General features: G+C 48.9%; 17 protein-coding genes. All 17 read right to left on the reverse strand.

All coding sequences use genetic code 11. The annotated features are described in order from the left end of the window. On the reverse strand, window positions 1–1077 hold the full coding sequence (locus NDK47_RS14855; RefSeq protein WP_251870540.1) for a glycosyltransferase: 1077 nt from the start codon (window positions 1075–1077) through the stop codon (window positions 1–3). A 22-nt stretch (window positions 1078–1099) separates the two neighbouring features. After that, window positions 1100–2053, reverse strand: coding sequence for an NAD-dependent epimerase/dehydratase family protein (locus NDK47_RS14860; RefSeq protein ID WP_251870541.1), 954 nt, complete (start codon window positions 2051–2053; stop codon window positions 1100–1102). Continuing rightward, entirely contained in the window at window positions 2050–2859 is an 810-nt protein-coding gene (locus NDK47_RS14865; RefSeq protein ID WP_251876180.1) for a glycosyltransferase family 2 protein, read from the reverse strand. Before NDK47_RS14865 ends, NDK47_RS14860 begins: the two co-directional genes overlap by 4 nt. Further along, the gene (locus NDK47_RS14870) at window positions 2856–3902 is read right to left on the reverse strand and encodes a glucose-1-phosphate thymidylyltransferase (protein ID WP_251870542.1); all 1047 of its coding nucleotides are present in this window, start codon (window positions 3900–3902) and stop codon (window positions 2856–2858) included. The genes NDK47_RS14865 and NDK47_RS14870 overlap by 4 nt, the downstream gene beginning before the upstream one ends. 118 nt (window positions 3903–4020) lie before the next feature. Next, window positions 4021–5205, reverse strand: a complete 1185-nt coding sequence (locus NDK47_RS14875; protein ID WP_251870543.1) for a glycosyltransferase family 4 protein — start codon at window positions 5203–5205, stop codon at window positions 4021–4023. Then, the gene (locus NDK47_RS14880; protein ID WP_251870544.1) at window positions 5186–5518 is read right to left on the reverse strand and encodes a hypothetical protein; all 333 of its coding nucleotides are present in this window, start codon (window positions 5516–5518) and stop codon (window positions 5186–5188) included. The genes NDK47_RS14875 and NDK47_RS14880 overlap by 20 nt, the downstream gene beginning before the upstream one ends. 143 nt (window positions 5519–5661) lie before the next feature. Continuing rightward, window positions 5662–6357: a DnaD domain protein gene (locus NDK47_RS14885; RefSeq protein ID WP_251870545.1), complete on the reverse strand. Its 696-nt coding sequence runs from the start codon at window positions 6355–6357 to the stop codon at window positions 5662–5664. Window positions 6358–6503: 146 nt separating this feature from the next. Continuing rightward, the gene (asnS, locus tag NDK47_RS14890; protein WP_251870546.1) at window positions 6504–7793 is read right to left on the reverse strand and encodes an asparagine--tRNA ligase; all 1290 of its coding nucleotides are present in this window, start codon (window positions 7791–7793) and stop codon (window positions 6504–6506) included. 209 nt (window positions 7794–8002) lie between these two features. Then, a complete protein-coding gene (locus NDK47_RS14895; protein WP_251870547.1) occupies window positions 8003–10834 on the reverse strand; it encodes a WIAG-tail domain in 2832 nt (943 codons plus the stop codon). Window positions 10835–11099: 265 nt separating this feature from the next. Further along, complete coding sequence (locus tag NDK47_RS14900; protein ID WP_251870548.1) at window positions 11100–12611, reverse strand: AAA family ATPase; 1512 nt, start codon at window positions 12609–12611, stop codon at window positions 11100–11102. Further along, window positions 12604–13131, reverse strand: a complete 528-nt coding sequence (locus tag NDK47_RS14905) for a hypothetical protein (protein ID WP_251870549.1) — start codon at window positions 13129–13131, stop codon at window positions 12604–12606. Before NDK47_RS14905 ends, NDK47_RS14900 begins: the two co-directional genes overlap by 8 nt. A gap of 142 nt (window positions 13132–13273) precedes the next feature. After that, a complete protein-coding gene (locus NDK47_RS14910) occupies window positions 13274–13750 on the reverse strand; it encodes a cell wall elongation regulator TseB-like domain-containing protein (RefSeq protein ID WP_251870550.1) in 477 nt (158 codons plus the stop codon). A gap of 27 nt (window positions 13751–13777) precedes the next feature. Then, window positions 13778–14470, reverse strand: coding sequence for a hypothetical protein (locus tag NDK47_RS14915; RefSeq protein ID WP_251870551.1), 693 nt, complete (start codon window positions 14468–14470; stop codon window positions 13778–13780). A gap of 378 nt (window positions 14471–14848) precedes the next feature. Beyond that, window positions 14849–16150 (reverse strand): amidohydrolase, encoded by a 1302-nt coding sequence (locus tag NDK47_RS14920; protein ID WP_251870552.1) that lies wholly within the window; start codon window positions 16148–16150, stop codon window positions 14849–14851. Window positions 16151–16169: 19 nt separating this feature from the next. Then, on the reverse strand, window positions 16170–16793 hold the full coding sequence (locus NDK47_RS14925) for a redox-sensing transcriptional repressor Rex (protein WP_251870553.1): 624 nt from the start codon (window positions 16791–16793) through the stop codon (window positions 16170–16172). 17 nt (window positions 16794–16810) lie between these two features. After that, window positions 16811–17710, reverse strand: coding sequence for a ComEC/Rec2 family competence protein (locus NDK47_RS14930; protein WP_251870554.1), 900 nt, complete (start codon window positions 17708–17710; stop codon window positions 16811–16813). Between the two features lie 41 nt (window positions 17711–17751). Continuing rightward, on the reverse strand, window positions 17752–20682 hold the full coding sequence (dinG, locus tag NDK47_RS14935; RefSeq protein ID WP_251870555.1) for an ATP-dependent DNA helicase DinG: 2931 nt from the start codon (window positions 20680–20682) through the stop codon (window positions 17752–17754). Window positions 20683–20726 lie beyond the last annotated feature (44 nt).

Genomic DNA, 20726 nt, shown 5'->3' on the forward strand with positions numbered 1-20726 from the left:
TCATCGTTTTGTCATCACGCGGATGTACAGAGCTTCCAATCTGGCACGCTGTTTCTCGATATCGTGGTTGCTCTCCACCTTTGCGCGTGCCCGTGCAGTTACTGCCGGCCACTTCTCTCTCTCCTTCAACACCCGTTTTATCATGGCAGCCAATTTGCCTGGCGATTTTTCCGGGACGAGATATCCGGTCACACCATGTTCGATTAGCTCGGGGATTCCGGCATGATAGGTAGAGACCACAGGGCGACCGCTCGCCATGGCCTCCATCAATACATTGGGAATGCCCTCTTGATTGCCGTTTTTGGCCGTTTTGCAGGCAATGGCAAAAAGATGACATTCGGCAAGCTCCCGCTGAACTTCGCGATGCGGCATGGCACCACGCAGCTTGACGCTGGAGGTGAGCCTGTGCTTTTTGATCAGTTGCCGCAGCTTCTTCTCCTCTTCGCCCTCTCCCACGATGGTCAGCTTTGCGTGCGGATATTCGCGCCTCACCTTTGCAAATGCCTTGATCAATGTATCCATGCCTTTTTTTTCAGTCAATCGGCCTACACTCAACAGCCGAAATGAGTCATCATTCACAGCCTGCTGGGGAAGCATGGGAAATTTGCGCAGGTCAATTCCGGAACGAATCAGTGTTATCTTTCCTTCGGGACACCCCAGTTTGACCAAGCGCTTTTTCATATGATTGCTGACGACGGTAAATGCTTTTCCCTGTTGAAACAGCTTTTTTAATTGGCGACGGTATACGCTGCTTTCGCGGACACGTTTGGTCACATCAAAACCGTGAAAGGACGTAATCAGAGGCAGCTTTGCCTCCCGTGCATAGGGCAGCAGCTCCACCCCTGCCGGTCCAAATCTGGCGTGCAGGCAGTTGAAATTCTGCTTTTTCAACCAGCTCGTCAAACCCTTGAAACGTTTGCGCACATACACTGGAGAAAAGGGGAACTGTGTGGTGTTAATAGGCTTTTGTCTCGTCAGGACAGCTGTTTTTACCCGCTGGTGTCCAAGTAATTGCTCATAGATAAACGTCTCACTTTTCGGGAGAAACTTGCGGCGGTAAACAAGAACTTGTTTCATGCGAAAGCCTCCCCTGTTACCGTTATGCTTTCAACTGGGCGCGAATCTCTTCCCACTGCAAGCGCAGTCCCTCTTCCAGCTTCACCTGCGGCTGATAACCCAGTTTTGATCTTGCCAGACTGATGTCAGCGCAGGTGCGCCGGGAATCTCCGGGAACTGGGGGGGCGTGTACGAGTTTTGGCGTATGCGCGGTCAGCTCGCCCATCAGCTCCAGCACTTCCAGCAGCTTGATCTCCCGCTCTCCTCCGATATTAAACACATCACCCGGTTCCCCGTATTTGGCTGCGAGCAGATTTGCTTCGGTCGCATCACTAACATAAGTAAAATCACGGCTTTGCTGGCCGTCCCCGTAAAGCGTGACGGATTCACCCCGATGGATCTGCCGAAAAAACTGCTGAAACGCCATGTCTGGTCGCTGTCTCGGACCGTAAACAGTAAAGTAGCGCAGAATCACCACAGGCAGGTGGAACGTCTCTACGTAGACGCGACAAATATCTTCCATAGCTGCCTTTGTAACGCCATAGGGGGAGATGGGATGCTTTGGCGATTGTTCCCCTGTCAACCCTTCTTTCATGGTTCCGTAAACAGAGGAAGATGAAGAAACAATGATCTTGGGAGAGCGCTTGATTTGCGTGCAGGCATCCAGGAGTGATTGTGTGGCAATCAGGTTATGGATGACGTAATCAGAAAACGCCTTTCCCCAGCTGGTTCGGACGCCGGGCAGGGCAGCCAGGTGGAAAACCAGATCCACCTCCTCCAGCCACTGTTCCCAACGTCTTTCCGAAAGCATGGAGGAATGAAAAATGAACAGGGGATGGTTGCCGATCAGCGAGAGATTGCGCAGCTTTAAGGCAACGTCATAGTTATCGAGAAAGCCGTCAACCCCGATGACATGCAGCCCTTCCCGCAGCAGACGCTGGGTCAGATGAGAGCCGATAAAACCCGCACAGCCTGTGATCAAGGCTTTTCTCGTCACTGCTTTCTCCTCCCCCTTTTCTTCAATTTTTTGATAATCAGGTACCCGTTTTGGTAGACGTAGACGGCCTTGTATTCATTGCCCCACCGCTTCAGATAGTAGTCAAATGTTTGTCTTCGCAGCTCATTTCGCTTTTGTTTCATCTTGTTGTCTGTTAACTGGCCTTTGTGTTTGGTGCGGTTGTACAGTTTTTTGTTAATCCATTTGACTGGATAACGTTCAATCAAACGGAGGATGATCCTCCTGTCCTCCATGATTCTGCCCTGATATTTGTCCGTGGTATCCCAGCCCCCTACATTCCGCAAAGCAGAAACGAGATAGCAACGGGGAGCTACCATCCAGTAATTGTATGTGAGAAATTGATATTTCGTGTGAAACTGTCTGTGTTTAATCAAAAAAGGGCGGACGTATTTTCCTTTCTGTATTCGCCATACCTTTATATTGCCGTAAAACAGGGAGATTTTTCTTCTCTTGTCTTTCTTGATACTTTTTTTCAATATGGCGAGAGCTTTCTTGGGGAGCCAGTCATCCGAATCGAGTTGGATCAGATAGGGAGTATCCACCAGTGACAACGCCCTGTTCATTACTGCGGAGATACCCGAGTTTTGTTCCATACAATAGTATTGGATATGGGGATGAAACAGATAGCGGTCCACCTTGTTTCGGGTCTTGTCGGTTGACGCATCATCGATAATCAGCAGCTTCCAATCCTTGCAGCTCTGATTCATGACACTGTCAATGGCTTTGCGAATATACTCCGCACGGTTATACGTAGGGATGACTACCGTAAACAGAGGGGTGCTCAGAAACCATCACCTCCTCTTGCCGGGAAATGAATCGAGGATTTGTCGCTTACGATCAGCACACCTGTTCGTTTTCCTGCATCCCCTTTAACCGTAGAGGAACGCCCAAAGACACTGTTTTGCAGCTTCCAATCGATATCCTGCAATCTGCAGTTTTCTAACAGGATGCTATTCTCAATATGGGTACAATTCGATAGCTGGACGCCATCCTGGATGGAAACATACGGACCCACCCGACAATTTTCCAAGTGACAGCCCTCTCCAATTAACACAGGACCTATGATTTTACAATCTTTTATGACACTTCCTTTTCCTATGGAAAAATCGTTTCCCAACTCCTGAATGAGCATCCACTGATTTGCCTCAAGCCAACGGTCAATCCTACCAACATCACTGTATTTCCCGTGAGCAGTTGAATGGGCAATGACACATCCGCGTTCAATCATAGCCTGAATCGCGTCTGTGATTTCGTACTCACCGCGAGAAGATGGTTGCAGTGAAGTGATCGCTTCAAAAATCCTGTTGGTGAACAGATACACCCCGATTACTGCAAGGTTGCTTTTTGGTTGTACAGGTTTTTCAGCCACGGAGAGTAAACGCCCTTCGTAAACCTCTGCAATCCCGTAGTCCTGCGGTTTCTCTACCTCACTGAGCATAACGATACCATCGGGCTGACTCTGGCTGAAGACGTGAATCAGATCCGAGAGCGAATCCATTACCAGGTTGTCTCCAAGCAAAAGGAGAAAAGGTTCATTTTGCAGAAACGGTTGTGCGATTTTTACCGCGTGGGCGATTCCCAACAGCGATTCCTGCCGGATATAGCGAATGGTAGCCCCGTATTGACTACCATCCCCCAGATATTCAGGTATTTGGTTTTGGGAAGGATGTATCATGATGCCGATATCTTTGACATTCACTTCAAGCAGTTTGCGGATACAGTGGAGAAGAACCGGTTGATTTGCCACAGGGAGGAGCGTTTTGGGTTGCGAATAAGAAAAAGGGTGCAGTCTCGTACCGCGTCCAGCGCATAGGATTAACCCTTTCACAAAATATCACTCCCCAGTTGTGCTTCTCAATACTTTTAAGGTATGCGCTCCGTCTGAACTGGACAGGGCAGAAGTCCACAACCGGGGTAGAAAAGGCACCCACCTATTCTCAATTTGTTTAGAAGCTCGCTGCCTTTAACGGAACGGATGGAACCTTGAATCGTTTTTCCAGTGCCTTTTCGAACACCTGTAAATACCCTTGCGCAGTCGCATACCAAGAAAATCGTTTCGCCCGCATGAAAGCCTGCTTTCCTAACTGACTGCGTAAATGAGGAACGCTCCAAAGCTGGTCCCAAATGACCGGCAGCTTTTTTTGCCATTCAATGAGCGGAATAATATATCCGGTTTCTCCATCTTTTACGACCTCTCTGATTCCTCCTTTAGGCGTCGTGATCACCGGCTTGCTCGATGCCATCGCCTCCAGATTCACCCTGCAAAACGGCTCTTGCCAGACAGATGGCGTAACGACTACATCTCCAATTTGATAATAGAGCGGCATTTCTTTACTCGGAATAAAATTTATAAATTTCACCTTTTTCCCAAGTGGTTTCGCCAAGTTCTTCAAATGACGGATATACGGAGTCATTCGATTGCTCCCGTAACCTGTTCCCCCGACAATGACAAGTCGCGCTTTGGCATCCTGCTTGCTTACCTTGCGAAATGCTTTTAACAGGACGTGCACACCTTTCGCCTTGATCAGCCTGCCTGCATAGAGCATGACACGATCATCTGAGCGAAGTCCTAGCTTCTTCTTCACATTTGTAACCGAATCATTAAATTTAGCCATCTGGTATGGGGAAACATCAACACCTAAATGGACCGCGTGCACTTTATCGGGAGCAATTTTATGCTTTTGGATATAATGACTGCGCAGATATTCACTGTTCGTCAGGAATCCATCGGCCATCCGTCCAATTTTTCTCATGTTTTCGGGGCTGATAAACCATTCGTCCGCATACACATGCGAATGCATGTTGACGAAAATCGGCACTTTAGGGAGTCCCTTACGTAGGATTGGGACAAAATTGGGGCGATTTTCAACCAGAATGACATCCGGGTGCAGTTTTTTCAAATGGGCGCTTATTTTTTTCAAATAGGGTCTTGGACCCTTATAGTCAAAACGAACCATGCGCCGCCCTTCATCCGTACTAGATCGGGGATAGCTTTTACAAGTCCGCGTGTAGATGGTTACCTCATGACCGGGCCCGAACATTTTGCTTACTTCATCGATATCGTGCTCAACTGAGCTCCCTTTTACAGGTGGAACAGAAAAGGGGCCCGGACTAATGATCGCGATTTTCACTGCGTTCTCTCTCCCATTCCTGTTTCAAGGAGAGAACCACTTGATACAGGTATTCCCTTTCACGTTTCTGTTCGTCCTGGAGGGCCTTGAATTGTTCCTCCCATCTTGTAACTTTTTCTTTTAGTGCTGCCAACTCTTGTTGCATTTCTTCTGCTCGCAGTCTCCACTGTGCACCGTCTGTTGTCATCACGACCTCTTCCCTTTTGATTGAAGTGACACGTTCTACCGCTTCCTCCACCATAATTTCTCCCGAAAACAAGCCTGGTATCGGTGTAATCCAGTGGCTGCCTTCTCCTTTTTTCCGTTTGTCCACGTCACGCGACCTCCCAACCATTCAGACCTTGAAATCCTGTTTTCACGTCAAAGTACCGATTGCTCTCTCCTTTTATCGTATGAACGAAAAACTTAATAGGTACTTGAGCAGAGGGAAAAGAAAAAACCACTTCGTGGAAATCCTCAAAGTGGTTGTCGCTGATCACTGGCTGGCATATTTCTCCTGAAACGAAGGCTGTAATGACGTGCTTCCTCTACACTGGTTATCTGCTGCTTTTGCCATTCCAACAAGATACGGTCGATGTATCGAATGTGCAGCTTTCCGACTGTAGCCGCTTCCCGTAAAGCAGTCAGAATCAATTCATCCTGATAACCGTCTTGCTCAGTCCAGATATGGATGGTTTCTATTTCAAAGGGTGAAAGTGGCCGCCCAAATACTTGTTCAAAACGGGTGTACAATCCAACGGACTCAGTCTCAATGGCACTGGCCAGTTCGGCATATGGCTCAACCATCGGATCAATCATCCGCGTAGCATTTTGCTGTTCGCGCCAGCTTTGGTAGAGCTTTCGGTAGAGCGGAGTTAAATTGTACAGCTCATGGCGCATGCCCGTTTCCGGATCAATATACTCGTCAATACTGATCCATTCTTCTTTAATCAATTTTTGCAAGGTTTGGATCAGTTTAACAGGAGACATTGACATCCTGTCTTGCAGCTCCTGAATCGTCGGAAAGCGATTTCCTTCCTGTTGAAATGATAAAATATGGATAATCAGTATCATTTCTTCATCCGTCAGGGATGTCTGTTTATATTTTTTCAACAACAGGTTGGAAATGGAAGTTGCTCCTTCTTGCAATACCTGTAATAGTTGTGTTTCCATGAGACTTTTTCACCTCATCGCCATAATTGCAAGGTGGCGTGCTGTTCGGATTGATGAAAGAACGTAAATACCCTGCCGCCCTCCGGCAGCAGGGTGTTTCAAACTGTAAAATGACACGGCTTGATGCAAGAGAGCAAACCGCCAGCTTACGGGTAAAGACGGTAGAGCATGCGAGGGAATGGAATCGTCTCGCGAACGTGATCCAGACCGCAAATCCAAGCGATCGTGCGTTCAAGACCAAGACCAAATCCGGAGTGCGGCACGGTTCCGTATTTGCGCAGGTCCAAATACCATTGATATGCTTCTTCGGAGAGCTCATGCTCCTGAAAACGTTGTTCCAGCAGGGCAGGATCGTCTATCCGCTGGCTTCCGCCAATGATTTCTCCATAGCCTTCTGGAGCGATCAGATCCGCGCACATGACCACTTCTGGACGATCAGGGTCCGGCTTCATGTAAAATGCCTTGATCTCAGTCGGGTATTTTGTGATGAAGACAGGCTTGTCGTAGTGTTCCGCGATCAACGTCTCATCGGGGGCTCCAAAATCATCCCCCCATTTGATTTCACTGCCTTTTTCTTGGAGTAGTTTGATCGCATCATCATAGGAAATCCGCGGGAATGGAGCAACCACATTTTGCAGTTTGGACGTATCGCGGTCCAGTGTCTTCAGTTCACGCTGACAATTTTTCAAAACGCTTTGCACCACATGGGAAACAAATTCTTCCTGGATGCGCAGATTTTCTTCATGGTCGACAAATGCCATCTCCGGCTCGATCATCCAGAACTCAATCAAGTGACGACGCGTCTTTGATTTTTCAGCACGGAAGGTTGGCCCAAACGAATACACCCGTCCCAACGCCATTGCGGCTGCTTCCATGTACAATTGACCCGACTGGGAAAGGTACGCATCCTCATCAAAATACTTCGTATGAAAGAGATTGGTCGTCCCTTCTGCCGAGGTTGGGGTCAAGATCGGTGGATCAACCTTGTAAAAACCGTTTTGGTGAAAATACTCATTGACGGCACGGATGACTTCCGAACGAATCGCCATTACCGCACGCTGACGGGGACTTCTCAGCCACAAGTGGCGGTGATCCATCAGGAAATCCACTCCGTGTTCCTTCAGCGAAATCGGGTAATCATGCGAAATTTGGATAATTTCGATACCGGTTACAGTCAATTCATATCCACTTGGTGCACGGTCATCCGCGCGAACAATTCCGTTTATGTATACAGAGCTTTCTTGCGTTAACTGGGAGGCTGCTTCCCATACCGCTTCCGGAACTTCTGCCTTAACGACGACGCCCTGAATGAATCCAGAGCCGTCACGGAGCTGCAAGAATTGTATTTTTCCACTGCTGCGCTTGTTAAACAGCCAACAGCCCAAACGTACTTCTTGTCCAACATGCTGCCCGACCTGGGCAATGGTTGTCATCATTGGCTTATTTCCCTCCATTTTGCCACTACACAACAATATCCTCGATAGTGATACCGATTTCATTATACTATCCAGCGTAGCTGAATTCAATGAAAGACTAAGCAAAATAGTATACCATAATAATTTTATGGTAACTAATTTTCCATTCAAAAAAGGCCCTGCTCATAGAAGCGAGGCCTTTTCATCAATTCGTTCGTTTTCGTTTTTTCTCAATCTTTTTCCTGCTCGTCATCGTCCGCGTTTACGGCTTCAGCAGGTTCACTTTCATTTTCACTTTCATTTTCACTTTCGTTTTCACCTTCTTCAGTATCTATTGGATCACCCTCCTCCTGCAAATTTACATCCACCGATTCGTCCCCCTCTTCACACTCTGGTGCACTGTCGTTGTGATCCAGCTCCTGGTCCTCTTCGGCAGCCTGCAAGACATTCTCATCATCCAGTGTCTCACCTATCCACTCTTCGTTTCCTGCCCCCTCTTCAAATCCCCGTTCTCCAATCGCAATCCACTGGATCATGCCTTTCTGTTCTTGGCCGGAGCGATTACGGTAGACGGTCACGATAGCAGTTGACGGGTTGCCTATCTTGAATGCGACCTGACAACCGATTCGATTGGTCATCGCCACCAGTGCATAGTCCGTATTCGCAAAGGGGACGTCCAGCCTGATCGTTACATCCACAGATTTCTTGCTGGCCGACAATTGGAACGACTGAAAACCGTATTGCTGTACGGTTGCGCCTTCTTCCCGGCTTGACTCGACCGGTTGAAAAGCCAGCTTTTCCGGGGTTACAGCTCCGTCTTCCAGAAGATCCGTGGTGATAGCACCATCTTCTATATGAAATGCATTAATGGCACCCGCTTCCAAATGCTCACCTGTGATAGCACTCGGCGCGATCTGCTCACTTTTGACGCTTCCCGCCTGCAAATGTCTGGTCGCTATACTTCGCTCGGCCAAATGCCAGCTTCCGATCGAGCTATCCAGGAGATGCTCTCCGCGAATCGTTCCTGTCGCGATCTTGTCACGAGTGATGGCTCGATCCGCTATATGATCAGTAGTGACAGAAAACAAACTCATTTTTTCGCTGGTAATGCTGCGATCTGCAAGCTGGCGTGAAGTTACTGCATCTTCTTTGATCTGCACCGATGTAACAGATTGCGGGGCTAGATGTTGGGTTCCCACCGTTTCGGCGCCAATATGTTTGCTTTGGATGGACATGGGCTGAATATGTTCGGAGGTGATTGCCCCCGCCTTAATATGCTCTTCACCTATTGATTGCTTTTGCAAATGTTCACTCGTAACCGATTGCAAATCAAGATGAGACCGATCTATACTGCGAGGGGTAATTTTGTCGCGGGTAACACTGCCTGTTGCCAGCTTATCCGAGGTAATAGAGAGACTCTGCAAATGATCGGTATGAATAATTTCCGACTGGAGATGTTTGGATTGTATTACCTTGTCAGTGAGTTTCTCACTCGTCACGATATTTTTGGACAGATGTCTCGTTTTGACTGATTCACTGGCAAGCTTCGATGAGGTAATCGCACCTTCCGCGATTTTCGATGTTGTGATGCTCAACTCGGTTATTTTGTCGGTTGAAATGGATTCAGCGGCCAGTTTGGAAGTGGTGATGACATGATCGGCCAAATTATTGGTCTGAATAATTTGGTCTTTGAGGTGAATATTGCTGATCAGTCTTTCATTCAGATGGGCGGAGTCGATGGCACCACGAGCCAGCTTTTCACCTGTTATTGATCCTTTGACCAGATGTTTGCTATCGACGGATTCTTCCAGTAAATGTCGGCTGTGTACGGAGTGTGGAGCAATTTTGTCCGCAGTGACAGCATGATCCGCCAGCTTGCTCGTCGTAACCTGGTTATCACCCAGCTTCTTGTGATGAACACTGTTGTCCTGAAGATGAATAGACTGAATCACCCCTGGTTGCAGGTGTACGCTTCCTACAGATTCTTTGGCTAATTTTTCAGCGGTAATACTTCCGTCATCGAGATGTTCGGTGGTAATTGCGTAAGGGGAGACTTTTTGACCTGTAACCGACTCGGGGGCTAGGTGCTGGGATTGGACAGAAAAGGAGGAGAGATGCTGATTGGAAATGCTGCCTGGCATCAGGTTGAGTGAATCAACGGCTCTTTCAGCCAGATGCTCATGGAGGATAGCGTTGCGCTTGATGTGATAGGATTCGATCGACTCTTCGTCGATTTTGCTGCTGGTGACCGCTCCATCTCTGATCTTTTCATTCGTTACCGCGTAATCCTCCAGTTTCACTGAGTTAATGCTATGATTGGCCAAATTGACTGTCTGAATCGTGCCCATTTTGATTTTTTCCGAGGTGATGGCCTGATCCTGGATCAGCTCACTTGTAATCGCCTGTTCCTGGATATGCTTTGTTTGGACGGCCCCATCCGCAAACTTGATCGAATCAATCGTTTTATCGGCTAGTTTGTCGCTGGTAATGCTGCCATTTTGAATTTTATCAGCTGTCAGGGCTCGATCCTGAATCATCTCACTTGTGATGATACTTTTGCCAATGTGATAGGTTTGTATGGCTTCTGGCGCAATCTTGCCGGATGTAACCGATCGTTCCGCCAGCTTGGAGCTGTCAACGGCGTAATCCTTGATCAAATTGGTGTCGATCGCTCCTGTCTTGATTTTTGACGAGTCGATGGCACGATTGGCGATCTTCTCCGTGGTTACTGCCTGGTCGATCAAATCATCCGTATATACGATGGAATGATCTTTTTCCTGACGGCGTTCTTTGATGATTTTGGAAAAAGTGGTTTGGTTCGAATTGACATTGGTTCTCGGAAACTTCTGCAGAGGCTGAGGCTGTTCCACTTCAAATGTCTCCCTCACGACATTTGGTACTGATGCCGGCATCGGCCGCTCTTTTCCGTTTGCCACTTCTTGGTCTGACTCCAGGTCTTCCAGCCAGTCCACATCCATTTCGCCTTGCAGCAAAGGAATATCCAGCCTCTCCGACTTCTTCACCAGATTTTTACTCACTTTCCGACGGTTCACCTTTGCCATGGTATCCTTTTCCCTCCTGAAATCGTCCATGTCCTCATTCAGAATATTCAAGATGAGACTTTTTGGGCACTATCTACGTGCAAAAATATTCTACGAGATAAGCTTCGCCAAGCAGAAAGCTAGGTATTGTCAGCGTGTTACTGCATTAGAAAAACTTGGCTTATCGCCAAGTAAAATAGCGAAAGCCTTAGTTTTTCTTATACTTTCACCATTTAATGCATTAGCGAAATTAAGTGCATTCCGAAAGTATAAAAAAGAGCCTGCGTTATACCGCAAGCTCTTCACCAGATTTTATATGGGAGGTCAGCAGACCGCGGAAAGCATCCCCTTGGAGCACTTCCTCTTCCATCAATGTCCGCAAGCCTTCTTGGAACACAGTATCGCATTTTTTCAAAAGCGTCCTCGTCCGGTCCAAAAGCTCTTCAAGCAAATGGTTTACCTCATCGTGAATCCGCTCTTTGGCTACGTAGCCCATGTGGACGATGCCTAGACGGGACATTCCGCTTTGAACGATTTCTTGGGCCATGTTCAGCGCTTGCTCAAAATCGTTCTTCGAACCGGTGCTGCGGCCGCCGTAGTAAATCTCCTCGGAAACAGCTCCACCCAGACAAACCATAATCTGCTTTTCCAGAGCGTCTTTCGTGTAGAGATAACGGTCTTCCATCGGATTTTGACGGACGTACCCCAATGCTTTGCCACGCGGGCTCAGAGTAACCTGAGAGACAGAACCGGGACGCACAAGTTCACTGATGATCGCATGACCGAGCTCGTGCATGGCGACACGCTTTTTCTCTTCACCAGAAGCTTCCCGGTCTACCTTTTCACCGAGCATCACTTTGTCTACCGCATAGGCAAAGTGACGGGCTTCGATCTTCTCGGACTGATCTCGCATCGCGTAAATCGCTGCCTCGTTTGCAACGCTCTCCAACTGGGCTCCGGAAAATCCGAAGGTTTCCTGTGCCACCTGCTCCAGCGAAACGTCAGATGCCAGTGGCTTGTTCGCCGTATGGATGACCAGGATTTGTTCACGAGCTGTTTTGTCCGGCAAATCGACACTGATGTGACGGTCAAAACGGCCTGGACGAAGAAGGGCCGGGTCCAACATATCCTTGCGGTTGGTTGCCGCAATGATCAGAATCCGAGGCTTCACGCTTGTTCCGATGCCATCCATCTCGGTCAACAGCTGGTTCAGTGTCTGATCGTACTCGCGCTGCTGCTGTCCGTCACGCTTTCCACCGACGACGTCGATTTCATCAATAAAAATAATCCCGCTGTCTTGTCCGTTTTTTTCTGCCAATGCTTTTACTTCTTTAAACAAATCACGGACACGCTGAGCCCCTACCCCCACGTACATTTCTACAAATTGGGAGCCGGAAGCCGCGACAAAAGCAGAATTGGTATAATTTGCTGCCGCTTTTGCCATCAGTGTTTTCCCTGTTCCCGGCGGGCCCGTGAGCAGCACTCCTTTCAACGGACGAATGCCGTACTGCTCGATTTGATCCTTATGCTTGAGGAAGTCGAGAGCTTCCTTCAATTCGTTTTTCGCTCTCTCCTGACCGCCAATTTCAGCAAACTGCACGGTCGATTGCGGTACCAGATGCTTCGATTGCTTCCCCTTTCCTCCCAGGGAGAAATTGCCCTGTCCCTGTCTGCTGACAAAAAAGAAAAGAGCGGTCAGCACAACGGCAAAGACAAGAAAAGGGACGATATTGATTCCCAAAAACCACAGAAACACCAGAACGGCAGGGATGACCCCGATCACGACTTCTTTACCCACGGGCAATCACCTCACTATCTGACGTACGCGGAACGATTGCATAATAATCATTTGTGCCGCGCTTCAAGTACACGTATACATGATCCGCATCCATCTGTGCGATGGCCTCATCCAGTTTGTAGGTCGTTTTCCATTGACTGACCATCTCCGGAATCCGGCTGTACTGATGTAAATCTACCGCTTCTGTAAACGAAAACAACCCGTTCATCCAGACTTGCTCCAGTTCTTTCGACTGATTGTTCAACGTTACCTCAATCGGCATATCACGCGTGAGCTGTTTTGCCTGTTGAAGCAGTTGTTTATACTCCAGCGGGAACAGCTCTGGATTGGTTACTTTCAAATCTATCTGTATATGATCTTTGCCCACATTCAATTGCACGAGATCAGCCGATTGCATTTGTCCGACCTGATCGCGAATCGGTTGTTCTACCTCCAGTTTTTGGTATAAAAACCAACCGCCGAACAAGAGAATCAGCGTGGCGAGCAATGAAAGGGCGATGGCATTTTTTCGCAATTGCACAGCTTCTCCCCCCAACTATTCGAGCGTGTCTGTCTCTTTTGTCAACGGTTTCAGTATAGCATAATCGTATATCAATTTTTGCTTACAGTTGTTGGATGGAAATGAAAAAGCCCTTCCGGTTGGAAAGGCTTTTTCAGGTCTGTTAGGGGGAAACCAGGTATGAAGTGAGAACGGCACCTGTGTATAAATCGTAATGAATGTAGTGGAATCGGCCATCCGCATTTTTCAGGGTCACTTCCCAAAAACGGGAATTCTCATCCATTCCCGGAACGAGGTGAAGGATTTTACCGGTCGGGAACCCTTGTTTCACCGATGCTTCGACACTTTCCCGGGTTACCATTCTCTCCATGGTATCAAAAGCAATCGTGTCTTCTGTCAGCCAAGCAATGACCTTTGTTCCTGCGCGGTTTTTCCCGATAACCACCGCATACGATTGTTTACCTCGATACTCGTCAATCGAATCGATCTCGGTAATTGTCGTCCGTTCCTGGACCCAGTTTCTCACCTTGTTTTCAAAATCAGCCTGTTTCCCCAATACTGTGGCACTTAGATGATAGGCAGAACCCAGGACGATCAGCAGCAAAGCAGCTAGCACTATTGTCGTTATCCTCAAATACACAGGTAAAACTCCTTTTTCTCCCTCACATCACAGTCGGAATGAAAGCTGATCCTGCTTCAATCCGGCTGCTGTTTGCATTTGCAAATAGATTTCGAGTTGCCGCAATTCACGCGTCGGTCCATCGTACCATATTTGGTATTCGACTGCAATTTGCTTTGCCAGCCTCGGTGTCTTGTCCTGTATAGGAAAGGATGGACCCAGCCACAGCGATAACAGGTCGGTAATCTCTGTCGCGGGTACGGACAGGCGATACCCTTGCCACCCTTGACCAGAGCTGTCCGCTACGGGGAGCAGCGAAACGCGCTCCAGTTTGTCCTTTAAGATCGCTGCGTGCTGATGCGGCGTGTAAAGGGAATAGGGCAAGCCTTGGTGATCTTGGGTCTCACCGTCGATTGCGACTTGGACCTGCTCATCTTCACGCTGAAGCTCAAAACGATGACCGGCGATCTCACCGGTTACGTGAAAATTCTCTCCCTTATAGGTCCCCTTCAATTCATCGTTTTTCAAAAATATAGAGAAAGAGCGTTCTTTGTCAGCCATCACCTGATTTAATAAAGAAGCAATCATTGCCCGATCGGCCTTCTCCCTGTCGGCGGGTGCGATCACTTTTGCTTCGCGAATCTCCAGGCGATTATGGAGGTGGCCGAGCAGAGCTCCCAAGGTAAACAGGACGAGAAAAAATGTCGGCAACCACCAGAGTTGTTTGGGCTTTATATACAAGTCCCTTCACCCCTGTCCCCATTTTCCTTATGCGTATGAAAGATGGGAAGGTTTTAGAACGGGACGGAAAACTTGCTAAACATATGAGTGCAGCCCGAGGCCATACTACAGATACACCCCGAGGAGGTGAGCGCGTGAAGCTGTCTAACCAATCGACATCTCCTGACCTCTTAGGGTCGATGCTGCAGGATTATCGCGTCTCCTGGGCAGCATTATCGTCACCTCTAAGAGCATCGTCTCACTCATCCACACTGGAATTTCGACATACCTCCCTGATGGAAGTATGGCGAAAATAAGTCGGCATGGTGGTCAATCAAAATCCCTCTACCTACACCTACACAACCCTTTCTCCTGTCATGAATGGCAGGAGCCTTTTCCTTATCGCTTCAGCATCTGAAACATCCGATTGGCTTCGAAAATCACACGCTCTTCGTCAACAGTCAAAAGCTCACCTTTGCGCATGACGAACGTCCCTGCCACAATCGTATCAGTGACATCGCGGCCATTGGCAGCGTAAACCACATGCGATACAGGGTTATGAGCAGGATGAAAATGCGCTTGGCGGCTGTTTAACACGATCAGGTCAGCTTGTTTGCCCGTTTCGATGGAACCGAGTGCCTCCGGCTGGAACACACCGTCTGCACCATAGCGGGTAGCCATCCGCAGGGCTTCTTCTGCCGGAACGGCGACGGGATCATGGTTAACGCCTTTATGAAGAATGGCGGCCAGCTTCAATTCTTCAAAGAGATTCAAATTGTTGTTGCTGGCGCTGCTGTCCGTACCGAGCGATACGCGGATGCCTTTGGCAAGCATTTTTGGAACAGGAGCCACTCCACTGGCCAGCTTCAGGTTGCTGACGACATTATGGGATACCTTTACATGATAGTTTGCCAATACATCGATTTCTTCATCCGTGAGATGAACCGCATGGGCCAGCAATGTGGGACGGTTAAATACCCCCAGGTTTTCAAGGTGGGCTACAGGACGAACACCGTAATCCTGGACATTTTGCCCTACTTCCCACTCGGTCTCCGACATGTGTATATGAATAGGCAGGTCAAGCTCCTCTGCCTTTTCCACGATTTGGCTGATAAAGGATGGCGGGCAGGTATATGGAGCATGCGGAGCCATCATGACGGTGATCCGACCGTTCGCTTGGTTGTGCCAATCATGCGCAAAAGCAACGGCATCATGCAGTTTTGCCTGACGTTCCTCCTCTGAGCAAAGTCCAATCATGCCTCGGCAAAGACGGGCTCTCATCCCCGATGCATCTACCGCTTTTGCTACCTCATCCATATGGTCGTACATGTCGACAAAAGTGGTAGTTCCCGTCCGAATCATTTCGATCAGGGAAATGTATGTACCCCATTTCACATGCTCTGACGTGAACTGGGCTTCCAATGGCCACATTTTGTCCTCCAGCCATTGCTGCAACGGCAAATCATCAGCATAGCCACGGAGAAGCGACATCCCGACGTGACCATGTGTATTGATCAAGCCTGGAAGCAGGTAGTCTCCTTTCAGGTCGATCACTTCGTCGTATCCGGAAACATCCTCAGGCGTCGGCCCTACATAGGTAATGACACTGCCTTCATAGCCGACAGCACCGTCTTGGATCACTTCGTTTTGATCATTTGCTGTAATGACTGTTGCATGGGTGAGGATGGTTTTTTTCTGCATCGATTTCCACTCCGTTCTGTTATGTAAGATAATAAGCAAGGCTTTGCAAGCTCGACGTCACATCGGCGTAGTGAATCCGGACATCATGCTCTGTGCGAATCGTTGTTGGGGCAAAATTCAAAATCCCTTCAATCCCTGCTTCAATCAGGAGGTTGGCGACGGATTGCGCCGCCGCAGCCGGGACTGTGATAATGGCCAAACGTATGTTTTGCTGATTAACCGTCTGTTTCAATTCTTCCAGAGGCTGGATCTTGATGCCCGCTAGCATTTTTCCGCATTTCTCCGGGTCATTGTCAAAAATAGCGGCGATCCTCATGTAATCCTCAACATGTGCATTATAATTGCTTATTGCATGTCCGAGATGACCGGCACCAACCAGGGCTACACGAATTTCTTCACTCAACTTTAGGATCTGGCGTATTTTTTCCACCAGATAATTCACATCATACCCAATGCCTTTTTTCCCAAAATCACCGAAAGAAGACAGATCCTTTCTGATTTGTGCGGGATTTACATCCAGATTTTTTCCCATCTGCTGGGAGGACACCGTCGTCACGCCCACTTGCTGCAGATAGCTGAGATAGCGGAGATAAATCGGCAAGCGACGAACTACGGCTTCCGAAATCTTTTCACTTTTGGCCACGTACGGTCGATCCTCCTTTATTTTTTTCTTTTCAAGATGCGGTAATCCTTCCCGTTGGAGAGAATCGTTATGGTTCCGTCCTGACTTGTAATATAGGTTTCCGCCCAAGACTCGCCGAGACGCTCCAGAACCTCTTCCTGACCCTCCCTGATTTCAGATCTCGATTTGCCTGTCAAGATAACAGCAACCTGAGGGTCTACCCTGCTCAGGAAAGGCTGGGAGCTTGCCTGATTGCTTCCTTGGTCAGCCACCTTCAGCACTGCTGCTTTCAGGCGATCCTTCTGCTTTTGCAACAACTTTTCTTCCGCCTTTTCACTGATACTGCTGACAAATAAAAAAGGTAGCTCACCCTGTCGCAATTGAAAGACCAATGAATTGTCCTGAGGAGAGAGAAAAAGCGGTTCACCCGGATGAAGCACTTCCAGCACTACTTCTTCATCCAGCTTGATCTGCTCCCCCTCGACGACCGGAAGAAGCTTCTGATCCTTTTTGACGGGCGCGAATTTGCGGATTGGCAGTTCAATCAGAGCAGGCACCATGATTTTCTCTATGAGGAAACGTTCCGCCAAAAAAGCGAATCCGCCGATATGCTCGGGTAGATCATTGGTCAGCACGACATACTCCAGCCGCGTAATTTTCCGTTCGGTTAAAGCGTTGTACAATTGGGGCCAATCTTCGGCACTACCAGTGTCCACCAGCATGTGCTTGCCACCCGGCAATCGAATCAACGTAGCTTCCCCATGTGGCAATTCCAGATAAGAGATGACAAGTCCAACGAAGTTACGTTCATCTTCACTTGCGAACGGATCTTCAACCTTAACCGTTTGTTGCAAGTGGTCGTCGATCGAGCAGCCGGGTATCATGAGAAACATGACAGCGATGACCAACAGCCAAGCTCTTCCCGCTTTCCACAGCATTTATTTTATCACCTAGATCCCTGAGAGACTATTGCTTCATTTTATGAGTCAGGCAGGGATTGCATGCCCCCGAGAAACGGAACGATCATTTCCCGCAGAGTTAACCAAGAGCCCGTATGAACGTCAAATGGGGGCAGTGATTTTAAGAAGGAACGCCCGTAACGAGATTCGACAATACGCGTGTCAAGGACGATGACTACACCGCGATCATCCTGGTGACGAATCAGTCTGCCCACGCCTTGTTTGAACTGAATCACCGCCTGAGGAAGGGCGAGAGACATAAATGCATTTTTCCCGTGCTCCTTCAGTTCCTCTGCACGTGCTTGATACACGGGATGATTGGGCGGCGTAAACGGAAGGCGAACGATTACCAGACAGCTCAGTGCATCCCCGGGAATGTCGACCCCTTCCCAAAAGCTGCTGGTCCCGAGCAACACCGCATGTTCTAGCGATTGGAACATACGCACCAGCTTGGTCCGGTTATTGCTGTCGATGCCGTGGCCGAGAAGTGTAAACGGCTCATCGCTCAATTGCTCCTTCATCCCCTGATAAACCTGCCTAAGCATCGAGTACGACGTAAAGAGAATCATCGTTCTTCCTCCTGCTGCCCGTACCGTGTCGATACATCCCTGGATGACGGCATGGAGATATTCTTGCTCACTTTCCTTACCCAGAGTCGGAAGACCCGAGGGAATCAACAGAAGCCCCTGCTTTTCGTAATCAAACACCGAAGGCAACTGAAGTGTTTGGACACGATCCTCCGGGAGCCGATCCAGCCCCATTCGCTCCATGATGTAGGTGAAGCTGTCTTTCACCGTCAGTGTAGCAGAAGTAAGCACGACACTTTTCTTCTCTTCAAACAGCGGTTCAGCCAGGTTTTGGGCAACGTGAAGAGGAGCCGCATAAAAAAAGACCTGTTTTTTCGGTGTTCTGGATTCAATCTCCATCCAGCACATATACTCATCAGTTGGCTCCAGCAAAAAGAAGTGCAGCATTTCCATCGCCGTTTGCCATTCGTTCAACAAACCGCTGACATCCGTAAACAGACTGCTTACTTCATAGGGGACCTTTTCTCCTGGCGGTGTGGATCTTACAAGCATATCCAAGCCGGCTCCATAGAGCGACATATGTTCAATCAGCTTCTGGGCCGTTTTGCGTATCTTCTCGTGCTTGCCGGAAAAATGACTGATGCGGTAACGGACAGTATCTCTTCCTGTATCGGAGGTTTCTTCTCCGCGATCAGACGCCCATTGGTAAAGAAGCTGCGTTAACTGCATCGCTGGATCCTTCAGCTTCACATACTCATGACTCATCTTTTCCAGGTTGGAGGCAAAAGACGCTTCACTACTACCCGACTCTTGCTGCATCCAACTGTGCAGCGCATGGGCAAATCGCTCCACATAGCTGCCGGCTTCGGGATTGGCCCGATCGAGCAAAAACAGGAGCCCGGCAGTCGAAAACTGCTTGCCCATGTGATGAGTAGCCGCATTTTCCAGATGGTGGGCCTCATCGATGATCACGACGTCGTGGGCGGGAAGGATACGATGTTCCGCTTGTAAATCGGTCACCAGAAGCGCATGGTTGACGATCAGCAAATCAGCCGTGCCCGCTCTCTCCCTGGCTTGAAAATAAAAACAGCGACTAAACCACGGACATTTCCGATGCAAGCACGAATCCGTATCACTTTTTACTTGCTGCCAATAAAGCTGCCCTGCTGAAGGCATGCTTAACTCTTCTACATCGCCCGTCTCCGTCTGGGTCAGCCAGGTCACCATCTGCCCTTTGACCATCAACAGCTCCTGACTGCTTCCTTCCGTTGGCTCCTCCAGCGTCTGTTCAAATTTTCTCAGGCAGAGGTAATTCCCCCTCCCTTTTAGTGTCGCGGCGCGAAAGGAGAAAGGCAAAGACTGTTTCAGCGCGGGAATTTCCTTATGAAACAACTGCTCTTGCAATTGAATCGTATTGGTGCTGATGATGACGGGCTCACCCTGTTGCTTGGCCCAAAGAATCGCCGGAAGCAAATACCCCAGTGATTTCCCTGTTCCGGTCCCTGCTTCAACCAGGAGATGCCTGCTTGTCGCCATCGTTTGATAGACAGCCCGCATCATGGACTCCTGCGCTTCTCTCCGTTGATAGCCCGGCAGATTTTGGGCAATAGCAGCCCTCTCGGCAATCATTTGCTCTATCATGTCGTCAAATGGGAGGAGATTCGGCCCCCCTCTTTTCAAGGAAGCTTTGAGACGCTCTGGCTTTTTGCGCAGAGCCAACTGCCTGTACACATCCCATTTTTCGGCACCGGACTGGGTTTGCGGTTGTTCCTCGGCGCTCTCTGGCGCCATTTTTGCAGCAAACTCGTCCAAAGAGGCTAATTTTTGCAGCTCCATAAAGCGGAGGAGCTCTGATAAATCAGATCGAAAGGAAGAAACCAGCATCTGCAGCCGCTGGATTGTGACCATCGGAAGCTCCTCCAAAATGTGGAGCAAATGCAAAAAGAGCTGGGCGGTTGCGATCGCATCACTGTCTGCCTGGTGTGGACGATCATGCTCGATTTGCAGGTCGTCTGCCAACTCTCCGAGCCGGTAGCTGCCTTGCATCGGCAGGAGAAAACGGGACAGCTCCACGGTGTCCAATACATATCCGTCAAACGTATAATAGCCCTGGCTTAGCAGGGCATCTTGCAAGAATTGCAAATCAAAGCTGGCATTATGCGCGACGAATGTGCGTCCCTCAAGCATCGGCAGGAATTTCGGCAGGATATCCTCCAATGTCGGGGCATCTGCAACCATCTCGTCGGTTATGCCGGTCAATTGTTGAATAAATGGGGGGATAGCCTGGCCCGGATTGATCAGGGTGGAAAAAGATCCGGTAACAACTCCCTCATCGATGGTGACAGCACCAATCTGGATGATACTGTCTCCCTGTCTCGGGTGGCTCCCCGTGGTTTCGAAGTCTACTACGATGAAACGATTCAATCTCTGGTCACCTCGTACGTTCGCGGCCTTTCAGAATATCCGCT

The organism is Brevibacillus ruminantium (genome assembly GCF_023746555.1).
Taxonomy (GTDB): domain Bacteria; phylum Bacillota; class Bacilli; order Brevibacillales; family Brevibacillaceae; genus Brevibacillus; species Brevibacillus ruminantium.

Coding starts and splice junctions, on each gene's coding strand:
- NDK47_RS14895 (WP_251870547.1), bottom strand. CDS start 10,834: ATGGCAAAGGTGAACCGTCGGAAAGTGAGTAAAAATCTGGTGAAGAAG.
- NDK47_RS14885 (WP_251870545.1), bottom strand. CDS start 6,357: ATGGAAACACAACTATTACAGGTATTGCAAGAAGGAGCAACTTCCATT.
- NDK47_RS14920 (WP_251870552.1), bottom strand. CDS start 16,150: ATGCAGAAAAAAACCATCCTCACCCATGCAACAGTCATTACAGCAAAT.
- asnS (WP_251870546.1), bottom strand. CDS start 7,793: ATGATGACAACCATTGCCCAGGTCGGGCAGCATGTTGGACAAGAAGTA.
- NDK47_RS14930 (WP_251870554.1), bottom strand. CDS start 17,710: ATGCTGTGGAAAGCGGGAAGAGCTTGGCTGTTGGTCATCGCTGTCATG.
- NDK47_RS14855 (WP_251870540.1), bottom strand. CDS start 1,077: ATGAAACAAGTTCTTGTTTACCGCCGCAAGTTTCTCCCGAAAAGTGAG.